Annotated in this window: 17 protein-coding genes; 5 read left to right on the top strand and 12 right to left on the bottom strand. The window is 72.2% G+C overall.

Annotation, left to right across the window (positions count from 1 at the left end):
* Positions 1–12: 12 nt before the first annotated feature.
* Entirely contained in the window at positions 13–1572 is a 1560-nt protein-coding gene (locus ABH928_RS16300) for a Na+/H+ antiporter (RefSeq protein WP_370066826.1), read from the bottom strand.
* 185 nt (positions 1573–1757) lie between these two features.
* Between ABH928_RS16300 and ABH928_RS16295 the strand changes: the two genes are divergently transcribed.
* Together ABH928_RS16295 and ABH928_RS16290 are read left to right on the top strand one after the other, a co-directional pair.
* Positions 1758–3215 carry a hypothetical protein gene (locus ABH928_RS16295; protein WP_370066824.1) on the top strand — a complete coding sequence of 486 codons (1458 nt, stop codon included), beginning with the start codon at positions 1758–1760 and terminating at the stop codon, positions 3213–3215.
* A 157-nt stretch (positions 3216–3372) separates the two neighbouring features.
* Positions 3373–3597, top strand: a complete 225-nt coding sequence (locus ABH928_RS16290) for a hypothetical protein (RefSeq protein WP_370066822.1) — start codon at positions 3373–3375, stop codon at positions 3595–3597.
* Between the two features lie 28 nt (positions 3598–3625).
* Here ABH928_RS16290 and ABH928_RS16285 read toward each other — a convergent pair whose 3' ends face one another.
* Together ABH928_RS16285 and ABH928_RS16280 are read right to left on the bottom strand one after the other, a co-directional pair.
* Complete coding sequence (locus ABH928_RS16285) at positions 3626–4057, bottom strand: hypothetical protein (protein WP_370066820.1); 432 nt, start codon at positions 4055–4057, stop codon at positions 3626–3628.
* Positions 4058–4171: 114 nt separating this feature from the next.
* On the bottom strand, positions 4172–4567 hold the full coding sequence (locus ABH928_RS16280) for an ArsR/SmtB family transcription factor (protein WP_370066818.1): 396 nt from the start codon (positions 4565–4567) through the stop codon (positions 4172–4174).
* A gap of 110 nt (positions 4568–4677) precedes the next feature.
* On the opposite strand from ABH928_RS16280, the gene ABH928_RS16275 reads away from it, so the two are divergent.
* On the top strand, positions 4678–6678 hold the full coding sequence (locus tag ABH928_RS16275; RefSeq protein WP_370066816.1) for a heavy metal translocating P-type ATPase: 2001 nt from the start codon (positions 4678–4680) through the stop codon (positions 6676–6678).
* On the opposite strand, the gene ABH928_RS16270 is transcribed toward ABH928_RS16275, so the two are convergent.
* From ABH928_RS16270 to ABH928_RS16255, 4 genes are read right to left on the bottom strand one after another with little or no spacing between them, the layout of a single operon-like run.
* Positions 6619–7101: a (2Fe-2S) ferredoxin domain-containing protein gene (locus ABH928_RS16270; protein ID WP_370066814.1), complete on the bottom strand. Its 483-nt coding sequence runs from the start codon at positions 7099–7101 to the stop codon at positions 6619–6621. The two genes, ABH928_RS16275 and ABH928_RS16270, sit on opposite strands and share 60 nt — an antisense overlap.
* A complete protein-coding gene (locus ABH928_RS16265) occupies positions 7098–8126 on the bottom strand; it encodes a WD40 repeat domain-containing protein (RefSeq protein WP_370066812.1) in 1029 nt (342 codons plus the stop codon). Before ABH928_RS16265 ends, ABH928_RS16270 begins: the two co-directional genes overlap by 4 nt.
* Entirely contained in the window at positions 8123–9187 is a 1065-nt protein-coding gene (locus tag ABH928_RS16260; protein WP_370066810.1) for a GTP-binding protein, read from the bottom strand. The genes ABH928_RS16265 and ABH928_RS16260 overlap by 4 nt, the downstream gene beginning before the upstream one ends.
* Positions 9188–9197: 10 nt before the next feature.
* Positions 9198–9500: a hypothetical protein gene (locus ABH928_RS16255; RefSeq protein ID WP_370066808.1), complete on the bottom strand. Its 303-nt coding sequence runs from the start codon at positions 9498–9500 to the stop codon at positions 9198–9200.
* A gap of 238 nt (positions 9501–9738) precedes the next feature.
* Between ABH928_RS16255 and ABH928_RS16250 the strand changes: the two genes are divergently transcribed.
* Together ABH928_RS16250 and ABH928_RS16245 are read left to right on the top strand one after the other, a co-directional pair.
* On the top strand, positions 9739–10041 hold the full coding sequence (locus ABH928_RS16250; RefSeq protein ID WP_370066806.1) for a hypothetical protein: 303 nt from the start codon (positions 9739–9741) through the stop codon (positions 10039–10041).
* A gap of 113 nt (positions 10042–10154) precedes the next feature.
* Complete coding sequence (locus ABH928_RS16245) at positions 10155–10505, top strand: ArsR/SmtB family transcription factor (RefSeq protein ID WP_370066804.1); 351 nt, start codon at positions 10155–10157, stop codon at positions 10503–10505.
* A 10-nt stretch (positions 10506–10515) separates the two neighbouring features.
* On the opposite strand, the gene ABH928_RS16240 is transcribed toward ABH928_RS16245, so the two are convergent.
* The 5 genes from ABH928_RS16240 to ABH928_RS16220 are packed head-to-tail and all read right to left on the bottom strand — an operon-like array spanning position 10516 to position 14712.
* Positions 10516–10992, bottom strand: a complete 477-nt coding sequence (locus ABH928_RS16240) for a Fur family transcriptional regulator (RefSeq protein ID WP_370066802.1) — start codon at positions 10990–10992, stop codon at positions 10516–10518.
* Complete coding sequence (locus ABH928_RS16235) at positions 10989–11825, bottom strand: metal ABC transporter permease (protein ID WP_370066800.1); 837 nt, start codon at positions 11823–11825, stop codon at positions 10989–10991. The genes ABH928_RS16240 and ABH928_RS16235 overlap by 4 nt, the downstream gene beginning before the upstream one ends.
* Positions 11826–11859: 34 nt before the next feature.
* Positions 11860–12810: a metal ABC transporter permease gene (locus tag ABH928_RS16230; RefSeq protein ID WP_370066798.1), complete on the bottom strand. Its 951-nt coding sequence runs from the start codon at positions 12808–12810 to the stop codon at positions 11860–11862.
* A gap of 7 nt (positions 12811–12817) precedes the next feature.
* Positions 12818–13732, bottom strand: coding sequence for a metal ABC transporter ATP-binding protein (locus ABH928_RS16225; RefSeq protein WP_370066796.1), 915 nt, complete (start codon positions 13730–13732; stop codon positions 12818–12820).
* Positions 13732–14712, bottom strand: coding sequence for a metal ABC transporter solute-binding protein, Zn/Mn family (locus ABH928_RS16220; RefSeq protein ID WP_370066794.1), 981 nt, complete (start codon positions 14710–14712; stop codon positions 13732–13734). The genes ABH928_RS16225 and ABH928_RS16220 overlap by 1 nt, the downstream gene beginning before the upstream one ends.
* Between the last annotated feature and the right edge of the window lie 21 nt (positions 14713–14733).

Below are 14733 nucleotides of genomic sequence, written 5' to 3'. Positions count from 1 at the left end.
AGCGCCCGGGGGTCAGTTCCGGCCGAGCGCGGTCTCCTCCAGGTCCAGTTCGTGCTGGAGGTGGCGGCGGGTGGTGTCGCTGATCTGGTGGTCCTCGTAGAGGCGGCGCAGCTCGGTGCTCTGGATCGCGATGACGTCGCGGCGCAGGTCGCGGTAGGCGACGAGGGTGGTCTGGCCGTCGGAGGCACCGTTCTCGTCCGCGTCGGTGTTGTGGTCGAGCTGTGCGTCCAGGCGGCGGCGCACCCGGTCGAGGGCGACCTCGGGGACGGCCTCCAGCTCGGCGATCTCGTCCAGGTGCACCAACCCGGCACGGGTCAGCGCGAGCCGGGTGCGGGACTCCTCGCGTGCGGTGTGCTCGGGCTCCAGCGCCAGCCCGGAGCGGTTGACGACGCCCGCGAGCGAGAGCCCCTGGACGACCAGGGTGAAGATGACGACGGCGGTGGTCAGTGTCAGCACCAACGCCCGTCCCGGCAGTGGGCTCCCGTTGGCGGCGACGAGCGGGATCGACAGGGCGGCGGCGAGCGGCATCACGCCACGGGTCCCGGCCCAGGAGGCGACGGCGGCGAGCCGCCAGGACGGACGGCCGGTGGTGGGCTTGAGCGCGGCGGACAGCGGGACCATCCACGCCAGCCGCAGCACGATCAGCGCCGCGGCGATGGCCAGCGCCTGCAACGGCCAGGCGCCGGTCCCGGCGGGCAGGTCGCGCACCAGGGTGGGCAGTTCGAGTCCGACGATCGCGAAGACGACGCTCTCCAGCAGGAACACGACCACCCCGTAGACGGCCTGGAGCTGCAGCCGTATCCGGGCGTCGGTCAGCCGGTGGCTGGAGCGGCCGAGCAGCACCCCGGCGACCACCACGCAGGTGACGCCGGAGGTGTGCAGCCCTTCCGCCAGCACGTAGGCGGCGTATGGGGTGACCAGCGCGATCACCGTCTCCAGGACGGGGTCGGTGGTCTGCCGCCGGATCAGCGCCACGACGCCCGCGACGACGGCGCCGACCAGGCTGCCGCCACCCGCGAGCAGGAAGAACTCGCCACCGGCACGCGTCCAGCTGACCGCGCTGGAGGAGACCGCGACGGCCACGGCGACCTTGAACATCACCAGCGAGGTGGCGTCGTTGAACAGGCTCTCGCCCTGCACCAGCACCTGGACCCGCCCCGGCAGCGCCAGCCGCCGCCCGAGCGCGGTCACCGCGACCGGGTCGGTGCTCGCCAGCACGGTGCCGAGCACGAAGGCCATGGCGCCGCTCAGCGGCGTCAGCCATGCGCCGAGGAGTCCGATGACGGCGGCGGACGCGAGCACCAGCCCGAAGGCGAGGACGATCACCGGCTTCCACACGGTGCGCAGGTCGCGCACCGACAGCTCCTCGGCGGAGGCGTAGAGCAGCGGCGGGAGGACGACCAGCCCGATCGTCTGCGGCGCGATGTGCAGCGCCGGGGCCCCGGGGATCAGTGCGATGCCCAGCCCCACCAGGACCAGCAGCGACGGAGCGGGGATGCGCCACCGTTTCGCGCCCGTCGCCACGGCGGTGGCCAGGACGACGAGGAGGAGGACGGTGCCTACGGCGCGCATCGGGACATCCTTCGTGACGCTCTCGTGGGAGGGCGCCATCACGCGGATGCGGACAGTCCACCCCTCCGAGCCGACCAGACTTCCCGGCACACCATGGTCGGATTTTATCAGTGGCTTAACGCCGCCGAACACGTCGGGTTGAGGACCCTGGCGGAGCGCCTGCCCCGGGTGTACAACCGTCAGCCATGCACATACCGCGGCCCGCTGGTGGGCTCTCCTCCCGTGACCTGCTGTGGGCTCGGCTCCGCGCCTGGCGCCTCGGACCCGTCGTGTTCGGGCTGATGTGCGCCGCCGTGCTTTCGTTCCAGGTCCTGGCGGCGGAGTCGCGCGCGCACTGGAGTGTGGCGCCGCTGTACTTCGTCCTGCCCGCGTTGGCCGGGGTCCTCGTACTGGTCTGGGCCTCCGGCCGGGCGGCCGAGCGACAGCCCCGCGCGCGGAAGCACTGTCCGGAGCTGGTCGAGATCGCCACCCGGGCCGCGCGTGAGAACGGGCTGCCGGTGCCCTCGGCGGTGAGCATCGTCGGACATCCCGTCATCAGGGTGACGGCGCACCGGTTCCCCCGCCGAACGGTGGTGGTCCAGGCAGGACTTCCGCTGCTCGCCACGCTCTCCGCTGACGAGTTGCGCATCGAGTTGGCACGCGGTCTCGCCGCGACGGCCGAGCCCAACCCCGCCGCCGCCCTCGCGGTGCTGCACAAACGGCTTCAGTTCTCCGGCGTCCCGGCCCTGGTCGAGGCCGGGCGGGACTCCCGCCTGATCCGCCGGGCCACAGCCTTCCTGGACCGCACCGCGCAGTTCGCCGCAGACATCGAGGAGCGCGCCGAGCAGGCTGCCGTCCAGTCCGCCGGATCCCGGCTGCGTGCGGCCGAAGCGATGCTGGCGTCGGGACGAACGCTCATTTCGTTCGACGAGTTCGCCTCCGTCTACCGCCACCTGATCGTCAGGCGCCGCCGTGTCCCGCGCATGCTGTTCAGCGGCTGGCTGGAATGCCGCGAGGCCGGCTACGTCCTGCCGGAGGACCGGCAGTCGTTCGTCAGCGCCGTCGCCGAGGACCTGCGCCGCCTCCACCCGTCCCTGGACGGCGAGTTCGCACACCTGGCAGAGCAGGAGCCGGCCGACGCCGCCGTGCCGGTGCTGATCACCGTCCCTCCCACCCTGGAGCGATCCTTGGCTCGGGCATACGCCAAGTCTTTCCTCTCCGGAAACGCGGCCCCCAAGCTGGTCGAGTGGGAGAACGTCGATCCGGCGAAGGTCTACGGGCAGGAAGCCGCCACCGAGCCTGTCATCGAGGCTGCGGCGACGGTGCTGAAGCGTCCCGCCACCGCCGTCGACGTGCTGGAGCTGCTCTCCACCGGTGACGGACGGCGAGAGCTCACCCGGACCCTCGTCGCAGAGTCCGACGTGACCGTCGTGGGCGATCCGGACGAGGCGCTGCGCCCGGGGGTCGCCGCGACCGGCGCGGTCGTCCACGAGCTCCTCACCCACGGGTACCGCAGGCTCGACGCACTCCATCACCACCGCCTCACGGCCCCGGACGGCTCGGTCCTCGACGCCAACACCGTGACCGCCGAGGCGCTCACCTCCCCGGAGGCCCTGGAGCACCTTTGCGGCCTGCTGCGTACCGCGTCCCAGCGCAGCGTGTGAAGGCCTCGTTCGGACCAACCACGGAACCGTCGGCGGGCCGACAGGCGTGTCAGCGCATAGGGTCGAGCAGGCTGCCCTCCGCGTCGGCCATCTGTCGGACCGGCGGCACGTCGTCGTCGTGAGAGCTACTGCGCGAGCGGCAGTGAGAGGAAGACCCGTGTTCACCCTGACCGGGACCTGGGACCTGGTGCGGACGATCGGCCGGCACACCGTGCGTGGACTGGCAGCTCTCGAACCCCGCGGGCTCAACCGGCGCGCGCAGCAGAACGCCGCCCGCGCCGCCGCGTGGACGAGCGCCCAGCGGCGGGAGGCCGGGGAGGCCGACCGCTGGCTCCCGGACCACTCGTCCGAACCCCTCGCCGCCCGTCAGGTCCAGGGCTGACCGCCACCGCCACACGCGGGCGGCGGCGTCAGAGGTTCGCCCCTGCGCGCACCGTCGCCGACTCCACCGTCTCGAACGCCCACGCCGACTCCATCGGCTCACCCCCGTCGGACCCGTCGCACCCGTCGGGCCCGCCGGGTGCGGTGCCGAGGCGGCGGACGAAGTACGCCTCCTCCCCCACGCACAGCACCTCCAGGCGCCGCTCCGGCGCGCTCTTGTCCACCAGCACGTCGCCCTCGGCATAGCGGGGGACGTCGTCCGGGACGCCCTCGTCGGCGACGGTCGGCGGGGTGGGCCGGATGGTGATGACGTACTCCCGGTCGTCGACGCCCACCACGATCCGTCCGATCTGGGTGACGGTGGCGTCGGTGCGCGCACCGCGCATCAGGTCGTCGTCGAGGACCGCGTCAGCGATCAGCGTGCCCAGCGCGCGTACGTCCTCCAACGTGGTGGTGCCCATCGCCCGCTCCTGGTGGTTCCGTCCGGCCCCCGCGACCCCTCCATCGTCCGCCCGCCCGCCGCTCCCGTCGACGGACGACCGACGCGGGCGGCAAAGGCGCACCGGAACGGCCTCTCAGCGGACGGTGTCGAGCTCCGCCTCGTCCTCGAAGTCGCCGTCGCCGGGACGGTCGGCGGGGCCGCGCAGGTGCTCGACGTGGCCGAGGGCCTGGTCGAGCAGGTCGGCGACGTGGTTGTCGTAGAGCGAGTAGACGATGGAACGGCCACGGCGCTCGGCGTTGACCAGACCGAGGTTGCGCAGCAGGCGCAACTGGTGCGAGCAGGCCGAACGTTCCATCCCCACGGCGTCGGCAAGGTCGCTGGCCGCGCAGGGGCCCTCCTGGAGCTGGGCCAGGATCAGCAGCCGTGACGGGGTGGCCAGGGCCTGGAGCGTGGTGGCGACGGCGGTCGCGCCGACGGCGTCGAGGCGTTCACGCGCGCTGCTGCTGATGCGGTTCATCCCATGGCCCATGCGTCAATACTACCGAGAACGCGTGAACACTCATTCAATCGTTCCCTTATAGTGGTCTGTGCCGAAGCCTGCTCCTCCGCTTGGCTGCCCTCTCCCAGGAAGTACGCCAGATGTCGACCACCCTGCTCGAACGTCCCACCGCGCCCGCCGCCGTCGCGGTCGCGCCGAGACGGCGGACGCGCGTGCTCGCGCTCGCCGAGGCGCGCTGGGCGCTGGCCGCGCTGGCGTTCTTCGCGCTGGCGCTGCCGCTCCAACTGACCCACGTCTCCGCCTGGGCCTGGGGTCCGCTCTACGCCCTCTGCTACGCGGCGGGCGGCTGGGAGCCGGGCTGGGCGGGGCTGACCGCGCTGCGTGAGAAGACGCTCGACGTCGACCTGCTGATGATCGTGGCCGCCCTCGGCGCCGCCGCGATCGGGCAGGTGCTCGACGGGGCGCTGCTGATCGTCATCTTCGCCACCTCCGGCGCGCTGGAGGCGCTGGCCACCGCCCGCACCGCCGACTCCGTGCGCGGGCTGCTCGACCTGGCCCCGACCACGGCGACCCGCCTCCTCGACGACGGTACGGAGGAGTCCGTCGCCACCGAGGCACTGACCGTCGGTCAGGTGATCCTCGTCCGCCCCGGCGAGCGGATCGGCGCGGACGGCCGGGTGCTGGACGGGGCGAGCGAGGTCGACCAGGCCACCATCACCGGCGAGCCGCTCCCGGTCGCCAAGCAGGTCGGCGACGAGGTCTTCGCCGGGACGCTGAACGGCACCGGCGCGCTGCGGGTGCGGGTCGAGCGGGACGCGTCCGACTCCGTCGTCGCCCGGATCGTCGCCATGGTCGAGCAGGCCTCGGAGACCAAGGCGCCCACGCAGTTGTTCATCGAGAAGGTCGAACAGCGGTACTCCCTCGGCATGGTGACGGCGACCCTGCTCGTCTTCGCCGTCCCGCTGGCCTTCGGCGCGGCCCTGTCGGGCGCGCTGCTGCGGGCCATGACGTTCATGATCGTCGCCTCGCCCTGCGCCGTGGTGCTGGCCACGATGCCGCCGCTGCTGTCCGCGATCGCCAACGCGGGACGCCACGGCGTGCTGGTCAAGTCGGCCGTGGTGATGGAGCAGTTGGGTCAGGTCCAGGCCGTCGCGCTGGACAAGACCGGCACGCTGACCGAGGGCACGCCACGCGTCACCGAGCTCCGCCCGCTCGACGGCAGTGAACTGACGGACAGTCAACTCCTCTCCCTCGCTGCCGCCGCCGAGCACCCCAGCGAGCACCCGCTGGCCCGCGCGGTCGTCGACGCGGCCCGCACCCGTGGCCTGACCCTCCCGGCCGCCGAGGAGTTCAGCTCCACCCCCGGCGTCGGCGTGACCGCGCTCGTCGACGGCCGGACGATCACCGTCGGCACCCCCGCGCGGCTGCTCGGCGAGCAGGACGACGTCGACGTCACGAGCACGGTCCGTGGGAGGGTCCGTGAGACCGTCCGCGAGTTGGAGGACAGCGGTCGTACCGCCGTGCTCGTGCTGCGCGACGGCACGCCCGTCGGCCTGCTCGGGATCGCCGACCGCCTGCGCGCCGACGCCACCGCGACCGTCACCCGGCTGACGGCGCTGACCGGGCAGGCCCCGATCCTGCTCACCGGCGACAACCCCCGTGCCGCCGCACGGCTCGCGGCCGAGGTCGGCATCACCGACGTGCGTGCCGGGCTGCTGCCGCAGGACAAGGTCGCGGCCGTGACCGAGCAGGAGCGGGCGGGCCGCCGCACCATGGTCGTCGGCGACGGCGTCAACGACGCCCCGGCGCTGGCCGCCGCCCACACCGGAATCGCCATGGGCCGCGCCGGTTCCGACCTGGCTTTGGAGACCGCCGACGCCGTCGTCGTCCGCGACGAACTCGCCACCCTCCCCACGGTGGTGGGGCTCTCGCGCCGGGCGCGCCGGCTGGTGGTGCAGAACCTGGTCGTCGCCTCGGTGTTCATCACCGGCCTGGTCGTCTGGGACCTGGCTGGGCACCTGCCGCTGCCGCTGGGCGTCCTCGGGCACGAGGGCTCCACCGTCATCGTCGGCCTCAACGGCCTACGCCTGCTGCGCGATGCCGCGTGGCGTCGCGCCGGAGCGGAGTCGGGCGGTCGCTGACTCGCGGCGACCCGGCAGACCCGCGCGCGGGGGCCGGAAGGTCTGCAGCTCCAACGCGGGCGGCAGCGGCGCGAGTCCCGGGCCACCGGCGGCGACCCAGGCCAGCAGGTCGTCGGTGCAGCCCTGCGCGGTGCTCCAGCCGATCCAGACCGGTCGGCCGCCGCGCAGCCGTCCGGCCGTGGAGGGCTGGACCACGACGACGTCCGCGTGGTCGCACGGTCCGAGGCAGTCGGAGACGCGCAACTCGAACCGGGCGTCCCCCTCGCCCGCGGCGGCGCGCAGCAGCTCCGCCTGCTCGCGGGCCGCCGCGACGGCGTCGGCCCCACGCTTCGGGCTGCCGCAGCAGCAGCCCCGACAGACCGTCACCGTGCAGGGGCGGCCCGCCGCGCGGACGCTCGCCCCACCGCTGCTGCGACGGCTCACCTCGGCAGCGCCTGCGGCAGTCGGCTCGCCTGGACGCGGCCCTGCCAGTCGGCCGTGACGAGCAGGTCGGAACCGGCCCAGGTCAAGGCGGTGACGGCCTGGTCGAGTTCGCGGGCGTGGGCCGGGTGGAGGCGCGCCCCGGCGCTCCCGGAGGTGGCCCGCCACAGCGCCAACGTGCCCTCCGCGCCCGCGCTTGCCAGGATCCCGGCCCCGCCGGGACGCCACGCCAGGGCGGTGACGGTCTCGTGCGCGCGCAGCGTACGGGGACGGGTGCCCTCGGGGCCGCTGCCGGAGAAGTCCCAGACGGTGATGTCGGGCGCGCCGTCGGAGGCGAACCAGTAGCCGGTGTCGTCGAAGGCGATCCGGGCGATCTTGTCGGGATACCCGCTCATCGTCAGGTCGCCGCCGTCCCGGGTGCGCCAGATGTGGATCGAGGCGTCCTGGTTGCCACTGCAGATCCAGCGTCCGGTGGGGGCGACGGCGAGCGCGAGGTGCGAGCCGAGGTACGGGTACTCCACGACGGGCCTGGCGCTGTGGCGCTCGTAGCAGCGCACGCCGTTGTAGGCGGCGGTGGCCAGGCGGCGGCCCTCGCGGTACCAGACCAGGTCGGTGACGGTACTGGGCGCGGGCTCGATGGCCCACAACTCCCGGCCGTCAGGGGCCAGGACCACCGCGCGGCGGCCGGAGGCGATCGCGACCTTGTCCGGTCCCGCCCAGCGCACGGCCCCGGACCAGGCGCCGGTCTTCGCGATCACGGTGGTGTCGGTCGCCCGCTTCCACAGCGCGTGCCCGAAGGGACCGGCCAGGGCCAGATGCTCCGCATCCGGGGAGAGTTGGGCGGCGAGGATGCCGCCGGGCAGGGTGACCGTGCCCACCAGCTCTCCGGTCGAGCCGGTCAGCACCCAGCAGGTGCCGTCCGCACCCGCGACGGCGACGAGCCCTGCCGCCGCGTGCACGGCCACGGGCGCGTCGTCGACCACGGTCTCCCACGCCGTGTCGACGTCCAGGGCGGCGGCGATGCTCATGCGCTCACCGCCGCACGGGACTTGAGTGCGGGCGCGTTGACCAGGCAGGCCGCGAAGCCGGCGTCGAGCTCGTCGCGGTCGAGGTTGCGGCCGATGAAGACCAGCCGGTTGCGGCGCTCCTCGCCGGCCTCCCACTCACGGCCCGACTCGCCGTCGAGCAGCATGTGGACGCCCTGGAAGACGTACTGGCGGGGGTTTCCGGCCAGGGCCAGGATGCCCTTGGAGCGGAAGATGTCCACACCGCGCTCGCGCAGCAGCGTGCCGAGCCAGGCGTTGAGGCGGTCCTCGTCCACCTCTCCCTCCACGTCGATGCCGACCGAGGTGACGGTGGTGTCGTGCTGGTGCTCGGTGTCGATCAAGAACTGCGGGTCGGTCTCCAGGACCCGGTCGAGGTCGAAGGCGTGCACGTCGAGGACCTTGGCCAGCTCCACGTCCGCCTGCCGGGCCGGGAGGATCTCGGCCAGGGCGTTGACCGCCCGGATCCGGGAGACGACCTCGGCAATCTCGGACTCGTCCACCAGGTCGGTCTTGTTGAGCACGATCCGGTCGGCGAAGGCGATCTGCTCGACTGACTCGTTCTCCACGCCCTCCGGCTTGACCTCGTCCAGGTGCGCGCCGATGTGGGCCGCGTCGACGAGGGTGACGATGGCGTCCAGACGCAGCTGGGAGGCGATCTCGTCGTCCATGAAGAAGGTCTGCGCGACCGGCGCGGGATCGGCCAGGCCGGTGGTCTCGATGACGATGCGGTCGAAGCGCTCCCGCCGTCGCATCAGCGCGCCGAGGATGCGGATCAGGTCCCCGCGCACGGTGCAGCAGATGCAGCCGTTGTTCATCTCGAAGATCTCTTCCTCGGCGTCCACCACCAAGGCGTCGTCGATCCCGACCTCGCCGAACTCGTTCTCGATGACAGCGATCCGCAACCCGTGCTGCTCGGTGAGGATGCGGTTGAGCAGCGTGGTCTTGCCGGAGCCGAGAAAGCCGGTGAGCACGGTGACGGGGACGCGGGTGTCCACGACGTCCCGCTCTTCGGGGAGTTCGGCGCTGGTGGAGTCAGTGGTCATGCGGGGCTCCTCAGGGGGCGTTGGTGGCAGGGCTGGTGGCGAGGGCCTCGGCCAGCCGCTGCGGGGTGATCTCGGTGACGGGGTGGTGCAGGGTCCACCGGCGGCTGGCGCCGCCGGCGCCCAGGACCGCGACGACGGTCTCGACCGGCGGGCATCCCGGTTCGGTGCAGTCGAGTTGGCGGACGACGACGGTGTCGCCGTCGTCGAGGTCGAGCTCGCGCCGGGTCTGGCCCTTGATGGCGTTGACCCGGGCGGTGTGCTCGGGCGACTGACGGCGCAGCAGGCCCGAGAGGGGGACGCCGGAGGACGGCATGGTGAAGTCTCCGTTCGCGAGGGGCTTCTGGAGGTCAGCCTAGATGAAAACGACTTCCATTTCACTATGACGGAGCGTCACAAAGTTGCCCGGCGTGAGCCGCCCGCAAATCCACCCAACACATGCAGACATCGCTATATGATGAATCCTGGATGCGAGAGCAGCCGGCGCACGCCGCCGGGCCGCTGCGCGCCCGCAGGTCATGTCGTCATGCCATCCGCACCCGAGAGGGAGACCGATGTCCGCACCCACGACCCACCCCACGCACCAGGACCATCCGCACGTCCACGGCGACGGCTGCGGCCATGTCGCCGTCCCGCACGGCGACCACGTCGACTACGCGCACGACAACCACCTGCACCGCGCCCACGAGGGCCATGTCGACGAGTGCGCCACCGCCGGGCACGTCGCCCACGCCGAGCACACCCACCAGCACGGCGACGGCTGCGGCCACGTGGCCGTCCCGCACGGCGACCACGTCGACTACGTCCACGACGGCCACCGCCACGCCAGCCACGAGGGCCACTGGGACGACCACTGACGGACGACCACTGCAAAACGCCGGGCGGCAGGAGCTGCTCAGCTCCGACCGCCCGGCGAATTGGGGCATTTGAGACGGGAATGGGAGTCATTCCCATGTCCTAAGGTATGCATATGGCGACCCGAGCCCCTGAGCCCTCCGACCCGAGCGCAGTTCCGCAGGCAGATCCGAACGCCGACCTCAACGCGGCGAGCGAACTGCTGCGCGTTCTGGCGTCACCGGTCCGGCTCGGGATCGTCCGCGAGCTCTCGTCGGGCAGCCGCCATGTCGGGGAGCTGGTCGACGTCCTGCAGGTGAGTCAGCCGCTGGTCTCCCAGCACCTGCGCCTGCTGCGCGCCTCCGGGATCGTCAGCGCCCGACGGCGCTCCCGCGAGGTCGTCTACTCGCTGGTGGACGAGCACATCGCGCACATCGTCCTGGACGCGATCAGGCACGCCAACGAGCCGAGCACCACCAATAACTGACTCAGCGTCATCATCTGGAAGCGCACGACGCGCAGGTCCCGGAGAGCTCCACGGTGTGGTCCACGCCGACGAACCCCGACTGCTCGGCGACCTCCGACGCCCAGGTCTCCACCGGGCGCGAGTCGAGCGGCAGGCTGAGGCCGCACTCGCGGCAGATCAGGTAGTGCCGGTGCTCGGCGTCCGGGCGGTAGCGGAACAGTCGCTCGCCGTTGGTGTCCCGCACCAGGTCGGCGCGGCCGGTGCCGACCAGGGCGGTGAGCGTCCGGTAGATGGTGCTCAGGCCCACCGTGGAGCCCGAGGCGTGCAGGGCCGCGTGCAGGTCCTGGGCGCTGACGAAGTCGGTGCACGCCATCAGCGCGCGCAGCACCTGGACCCGCTGCTGGGTGGGCCGCCCGAGCAGCGCGACGGCCTCCGGCTGGGGCAGTCTGTCCTGCCCCCGCCGTCCGGCTCCCCGCGCCGTCCCCCGCTCAGCGGCCCCGTTCGTCACGCGACACCACCCGCCGTCACGGCCGGGTTCGCGCCCGCCCCCGCGCGGACGAAACGTCGCCGCACCGTGCCGAGCCGGCGTCCGAGCTGGGCCACGACGTAGGCGGCGAAGGCGAATCCGGTCACGAAGAAGCCGATCGGCCAGTCGGTCTGGTAGGACGCGGCGATCGCACCCCACACCACGGCCAGCGCGATGGCCACCGACAGCGCCGTCGTCCCCAGCGGGTTTTTGACCAGGCAGCGTGCCGCGGCGGGCGGGCCGACCATCAGACTGAACATCAGCAGCGCACCCACCACCGGCACGGCGGCGGTCGTGGCCAGGGCGACGACGGCGAGAAAGGCCATCTCCACCCGGTGCCCGCGCACGCCGCGCGCCTCGGCCACCTCCGGCATCAACGAGGTGAGCAGCAGCGGACGGTGCAGCAGCGCCAGCGCCGCGAGCGAGATCGCGCCGAGCACGGCGGTGATGCCGATCTCGTTGCTGCTGACGCCCAGCACTTCGCCGAAGAGCAGCGAGTAGATCTCGGGCGCGTACTCCGAGCTCCAGCTCAGGAAGAGCGAGCCCATCCCGAGCATCAGCACCATGGCCAGTGCGGTCACCACGTCGTGACGACCGCGCCGACCGAACGCCCCGATGCCGAGCGAGGCACCGAGGGCGAAGATCCCCAACCCGAACAGGGTGTTCAGGCCGAGCAGGCTCGCTCCGGCCGCGCCGGCGAAGGCGGCCTCCGGCACCGCGTGGGCGACGAAGGAGGAGCCGCGCAGGACGACGTAGAAGCCGACGAGCGGGGCGACGACGGCGACGATCGTCGCCACCTCCCAAGCGTTGAGCATGTAGTTTGCAAACATCCCAGCGTCCGCGAACATCTCAGCGCAGCCTCGCCGGAGTCAGGGGCTCTCGTGGCCCGGAGGACGGTTGCTCACCGGCGCGGCCTGTGGGCCCGGCGCGGCCGGAGCCGCGCCGTGCCGCGGGGGCGAATCCGGCGAGCAGGTAGCAGAGCAGGATGACCGCGACCACGAAGAAGCTGACCGGCCAGCCCTTCCCGGCGGGCGGCCAGAGGTAGCTGTCGTAGGCCAGGACGACGCCGATCCAGGTGGAGACCACCCCGACCAGCCCCGCCAGCACCATCGCCCGCGCCGGACGCCGGGTCAGCCGCAGGGCGGTGGCGGCCGGTCCGATCAGCAGCGCGGTGCTGAGGATCGTGCCCACCGCCACGCTGCACAGCGCGGCGGCCAGGGCGAGCAGCAGCAGGAAGGCCAGGCCGAGCCACCGGACCCGGACGCCGCGCGCCGCAGCCAGTTCCGGACTGACGGAGCTCAGCAGCAGGGGCCGGTAGAGCAGCGCGAGCACCGCCAGGCAGACCAGCGCGAGAAGCGTCATCGCGGGCACGGTGATCCCGCTGAGCGCGAAGAGCGACCCGAAGAGCAACGTCACGGTCACCCCGGTGGTACTGCCGGACATGGTCACCAGGTAGAGCAGCAGCGCCGAGACGCCGAGTGCGGTGCTGAGCACCAGCCCTGTCGCGACGTCACGTCCGCGCCGCCGCTGCGTGCCGGCCAGCTCCATCACCCCGGCGACGGCGAACCCGCAGGTGAGGATGCCCCACAGCGGGGTGATCCCGAGCAGGAAGGCCCCGGAGCCACCGAGCGTGCCGAGCGCACTCAGCGAGTGCCCGGCGAAGGACTGCCCGCGCAGCACGGTGAAGACGCCGACCGCGCCCGCGACGATCGGGACCACTCCCCCGACCAGGACGGCCTGGCGCACGGGCTGGCTGGTGAAGAAACCGGGGGCGAAGAGCGCGTGCCAGAGTGCTTCCACGATCCGCTCACCGCCTTTCCGCTGCCGCCACGGACGCATCCACGCCCACGTCCATGCCCGCGCCCGTGTCCATGCCCGTGTCCATGCCCGCACCCGTGTCCATGACCGCACCCGCGTCCACGGTGACGTGGGAGCCGGAGACCACCAGCACTCGGCCGTCGACATGCAGGACGTTGACGGGGTGTCCGTAGAGGCGGCTGAGCACCTCGGTGCGGACCACCTCGTCCGTCGTCCCCGCCGCCACCCGGCCGCCCGCGACGTAGACGACGCGGTCCATCACCGGCAGCAGCGGGTTCATGTCGTGGGCGGAGAGCAGCACGGCGATCTGCTGCTCGGCGGCGATGCGCGCGAGCAGGTCCACGATCTCCTGGCCGCTGCGGATGTCGAGGTTGGCCAGTGGCTCGTCGGCCAGCAGCAGCCGCGGGCGGCCGACCAGCGCGTGCGCGATCAGCACCCGCTGCTGCTCGCCGCCGGACAGTTCGCCCACCCGCGCGTCGGCGAACCGGCTCGCGTCGACGGCCTCCAGCATCTCCTCGGTGCGGCGCTGCCGCTCCCGCGACGGCATCCGCCAGCCGACGCGGTGGCCGTCCAGCCCGAGCCCGACCAGGTCGCGTGCCCGGACCGGGGCGTCCGGGTCGATCAGCAGCTTCTGCGGGACGTAGCCGACGGACCGGTGACGGCGCGTCAGCGGTTTGCCCTCGACCAGGACCCGCCCCTGAGTCGGCGCGAGCAGACCCATGACGACGCGCAGGATCGTCGTCTTCCCGGCCCCGTTGGAGCCGATCAGGCCGGTGAACTCGCCCGGCTCCAGAGCGAACCCGATCTCGTCGAGGATCTGGCGTCCGCCGCGCCACACCGAGACGCCCTCGATGTCGAGGACGGCTCCGTGCTCGCTTGTTTCGCCGCTCGTCGACCCGCTCATCACAGGATCGGCGCCGACTGGCCGTGGCCGAGCGCGTTGCCGAGCGCGGTGACCTCGGCGTTCATCCAGGTCTGGTAGGTGTAGCCGGGCGTGGGCATGGTCTCGTAGACGCCCACGATCGGGATGTTGTTCTGCTTGGCCAGCCCGGCCAGCTCCTGCGTCAGCGAGTCGGTGACCTGCTGGTTGTAGACGAAGGCCTTGACCTTGTGGCCGGTGAAGAGCGCCTTCTCGGCCGCCACGTCCTGCGGGGACGGGTCGGTGCCGTTCATCACGTCCGCCTGGAACGCCCACGGGGTGAGGTTCTTGATGCCCGCCGCGTCCAGCAGGTAGTCGGCGACCGGCTCGGTCGTCGCCACGGCCGCGCCCGGGTAGGCGGCCTTCACCTTGGCGAGCGCCTGGGTCCAGGAGTTGAGGGAGGCGTCGAAGGTGGTGGCGTTGGCCTCGAAGGAGGACTTGTGGGCCGGGTCGATCGCCGACAGGTCGTCAGCTATGGCCTTGGCCACCACCGGCATCGTCGACGGCTTGTACCAGAGGTGCGGGTTGGGGGTGGAGTCCGGAAGGCCCAGCAACTGCTGGACGTTGATCACCTTGCGGCTCGAACTACCGGACGCCTGCTCGATCTTGCTCATGAAGTCGTCGTAGCCGACACCGTTCTGCACGATCAGCTGGGCGGCGCTGACGGTCTGCGCGACCTTGGGGTCCGCCTCGAAGGTGTGCGGGTCGGTGGCCGGGTTGCTCATGATGCCGGTGGCCGAGACGTACTGGCCGCCGATCTGGCCGATCACGTCCGCGTACTCGTTCTCGGCGCCGACGGCGACGATCTTCGTCCCGGTGCCGGAGCCGATGCCGGAGCCTGAGGAGTCGGTGCTGGACGCAGACCCACCGCTGTTGGCCGAGCTTGAACAACCCGAGGCCAGCAGCGCCGTACTCGCCACCAGCGCACCCACGGCCACTCGCGCACCGCGCGACCACTTGAACATGCCCATCCCCTGCTCTCACGT

Source organism: Streptacidiphilus sp. MAP5-3 (genome assembly GCF_041262505.1).
Lineage (GTDB): Bacteria > Actinomycetota > Actinomycetes > Streptomycetales > Streptomycetaceae > Streptacidiphilus.
Note: the sequence above shows the minus strand (reverse complement) of the source record. Positions and strands in the feature narration are given on the sequence as shown.

Bases quoted from the DNA above. Each gene is read 5' to 3' on its own strand.
- ABH928_RS16235 (WP_370066800.1), bottom strand. From the start codon at position 11,825: ATGCTCAACGCTTGGGAGGTGGCGACGATCGTCGCCGTCGTCGCCCCG.
- ABH928_RS16255 (WP_370066808.1), bottom strand. From the start codon at position 9,500: ATGCCGTCCTCCGGCGTCCCCCTCTCGGGCCTGCTGCGCCGTCAGTCG.
- ABH928_RS16280 (WP_370066818.1), bottom strand. From the start codon at position 4,567: ATGGGCCATGGGATGAACCGCATCAGCAGCAGCGCGCGTGAACGCCTC.
- ABH928_RS16220 (WP_370066794.1), bottom strand. From the start codon at position 14,712: ATGTTCAAGTGGTCGCGCGGTGCGCGAGTGGCCGTGGGTGCGCTGGTG.
- ABH928_RS16295 (WP_370066824.1), top strand. From the start codon at position 1,758: ATGCACATACCGCGGCCCGCTGGTGGGCTCTCCTCCCGTGACCTGCTG.
- ABH928_RS16300 (WP_370066826.1), bottom strand. From the start codon at position 1,572: ATGCGCGCCGTAGGCACCGTCCTCCTCCTCGTCGTCCTGGCCACCGCC.
- ABH928_RS16285 (WP_370066820.1), bottom strand. From the start codon at position 4,057: ATGGGCACCACCACGTTGGAGGACGTACGCGCGCTGGGCACGCTGATC.
- ABH928_RS16225 (WP_370066796.1), bottom strand. From the start codon at position 13,732: ATGAGCGGGTCGACGAGCGGCGAAACAAGCGAGCACGGAGCCGTCCTC.
- ABH928_RS16275 (WP_370066816.1), top strand. From the start codon at position 4,678: ATGTCGACCACCCTGCTCGAACGTCCCACCGCGCCCGCCGCCGTCGCG.
- ABH928_RS16260 (WP_370066810.1), bottom strand. From the start codon at position 9,187: ATGACCACTGACTCCACCAGCGCCGAACTCCCCGAAGAGCGGGACGTC.
- ABH928_RS16245 (WP_370066804.1), top strand. From the start codon at position 10,155: ATGGCGACCCGAGCCCCTGAGCCCTCCGACCCGAGCGCAGTTCCGCAG.
- ABH928_RS16265 (WP_370066812.1), bottom strand. From the start codon at position 8,126: ATGAGCATCGCCGCCGCCCTGGACGTCGACACGGCGTGGGAGACCGTG.
- ABH928_RS16250 (WP_370066806.1), top strand. From the start codon at position 9,739: ATGTCCGCACCCACGACCCACCCCACGCACCAGGACCATCCGCACGTC.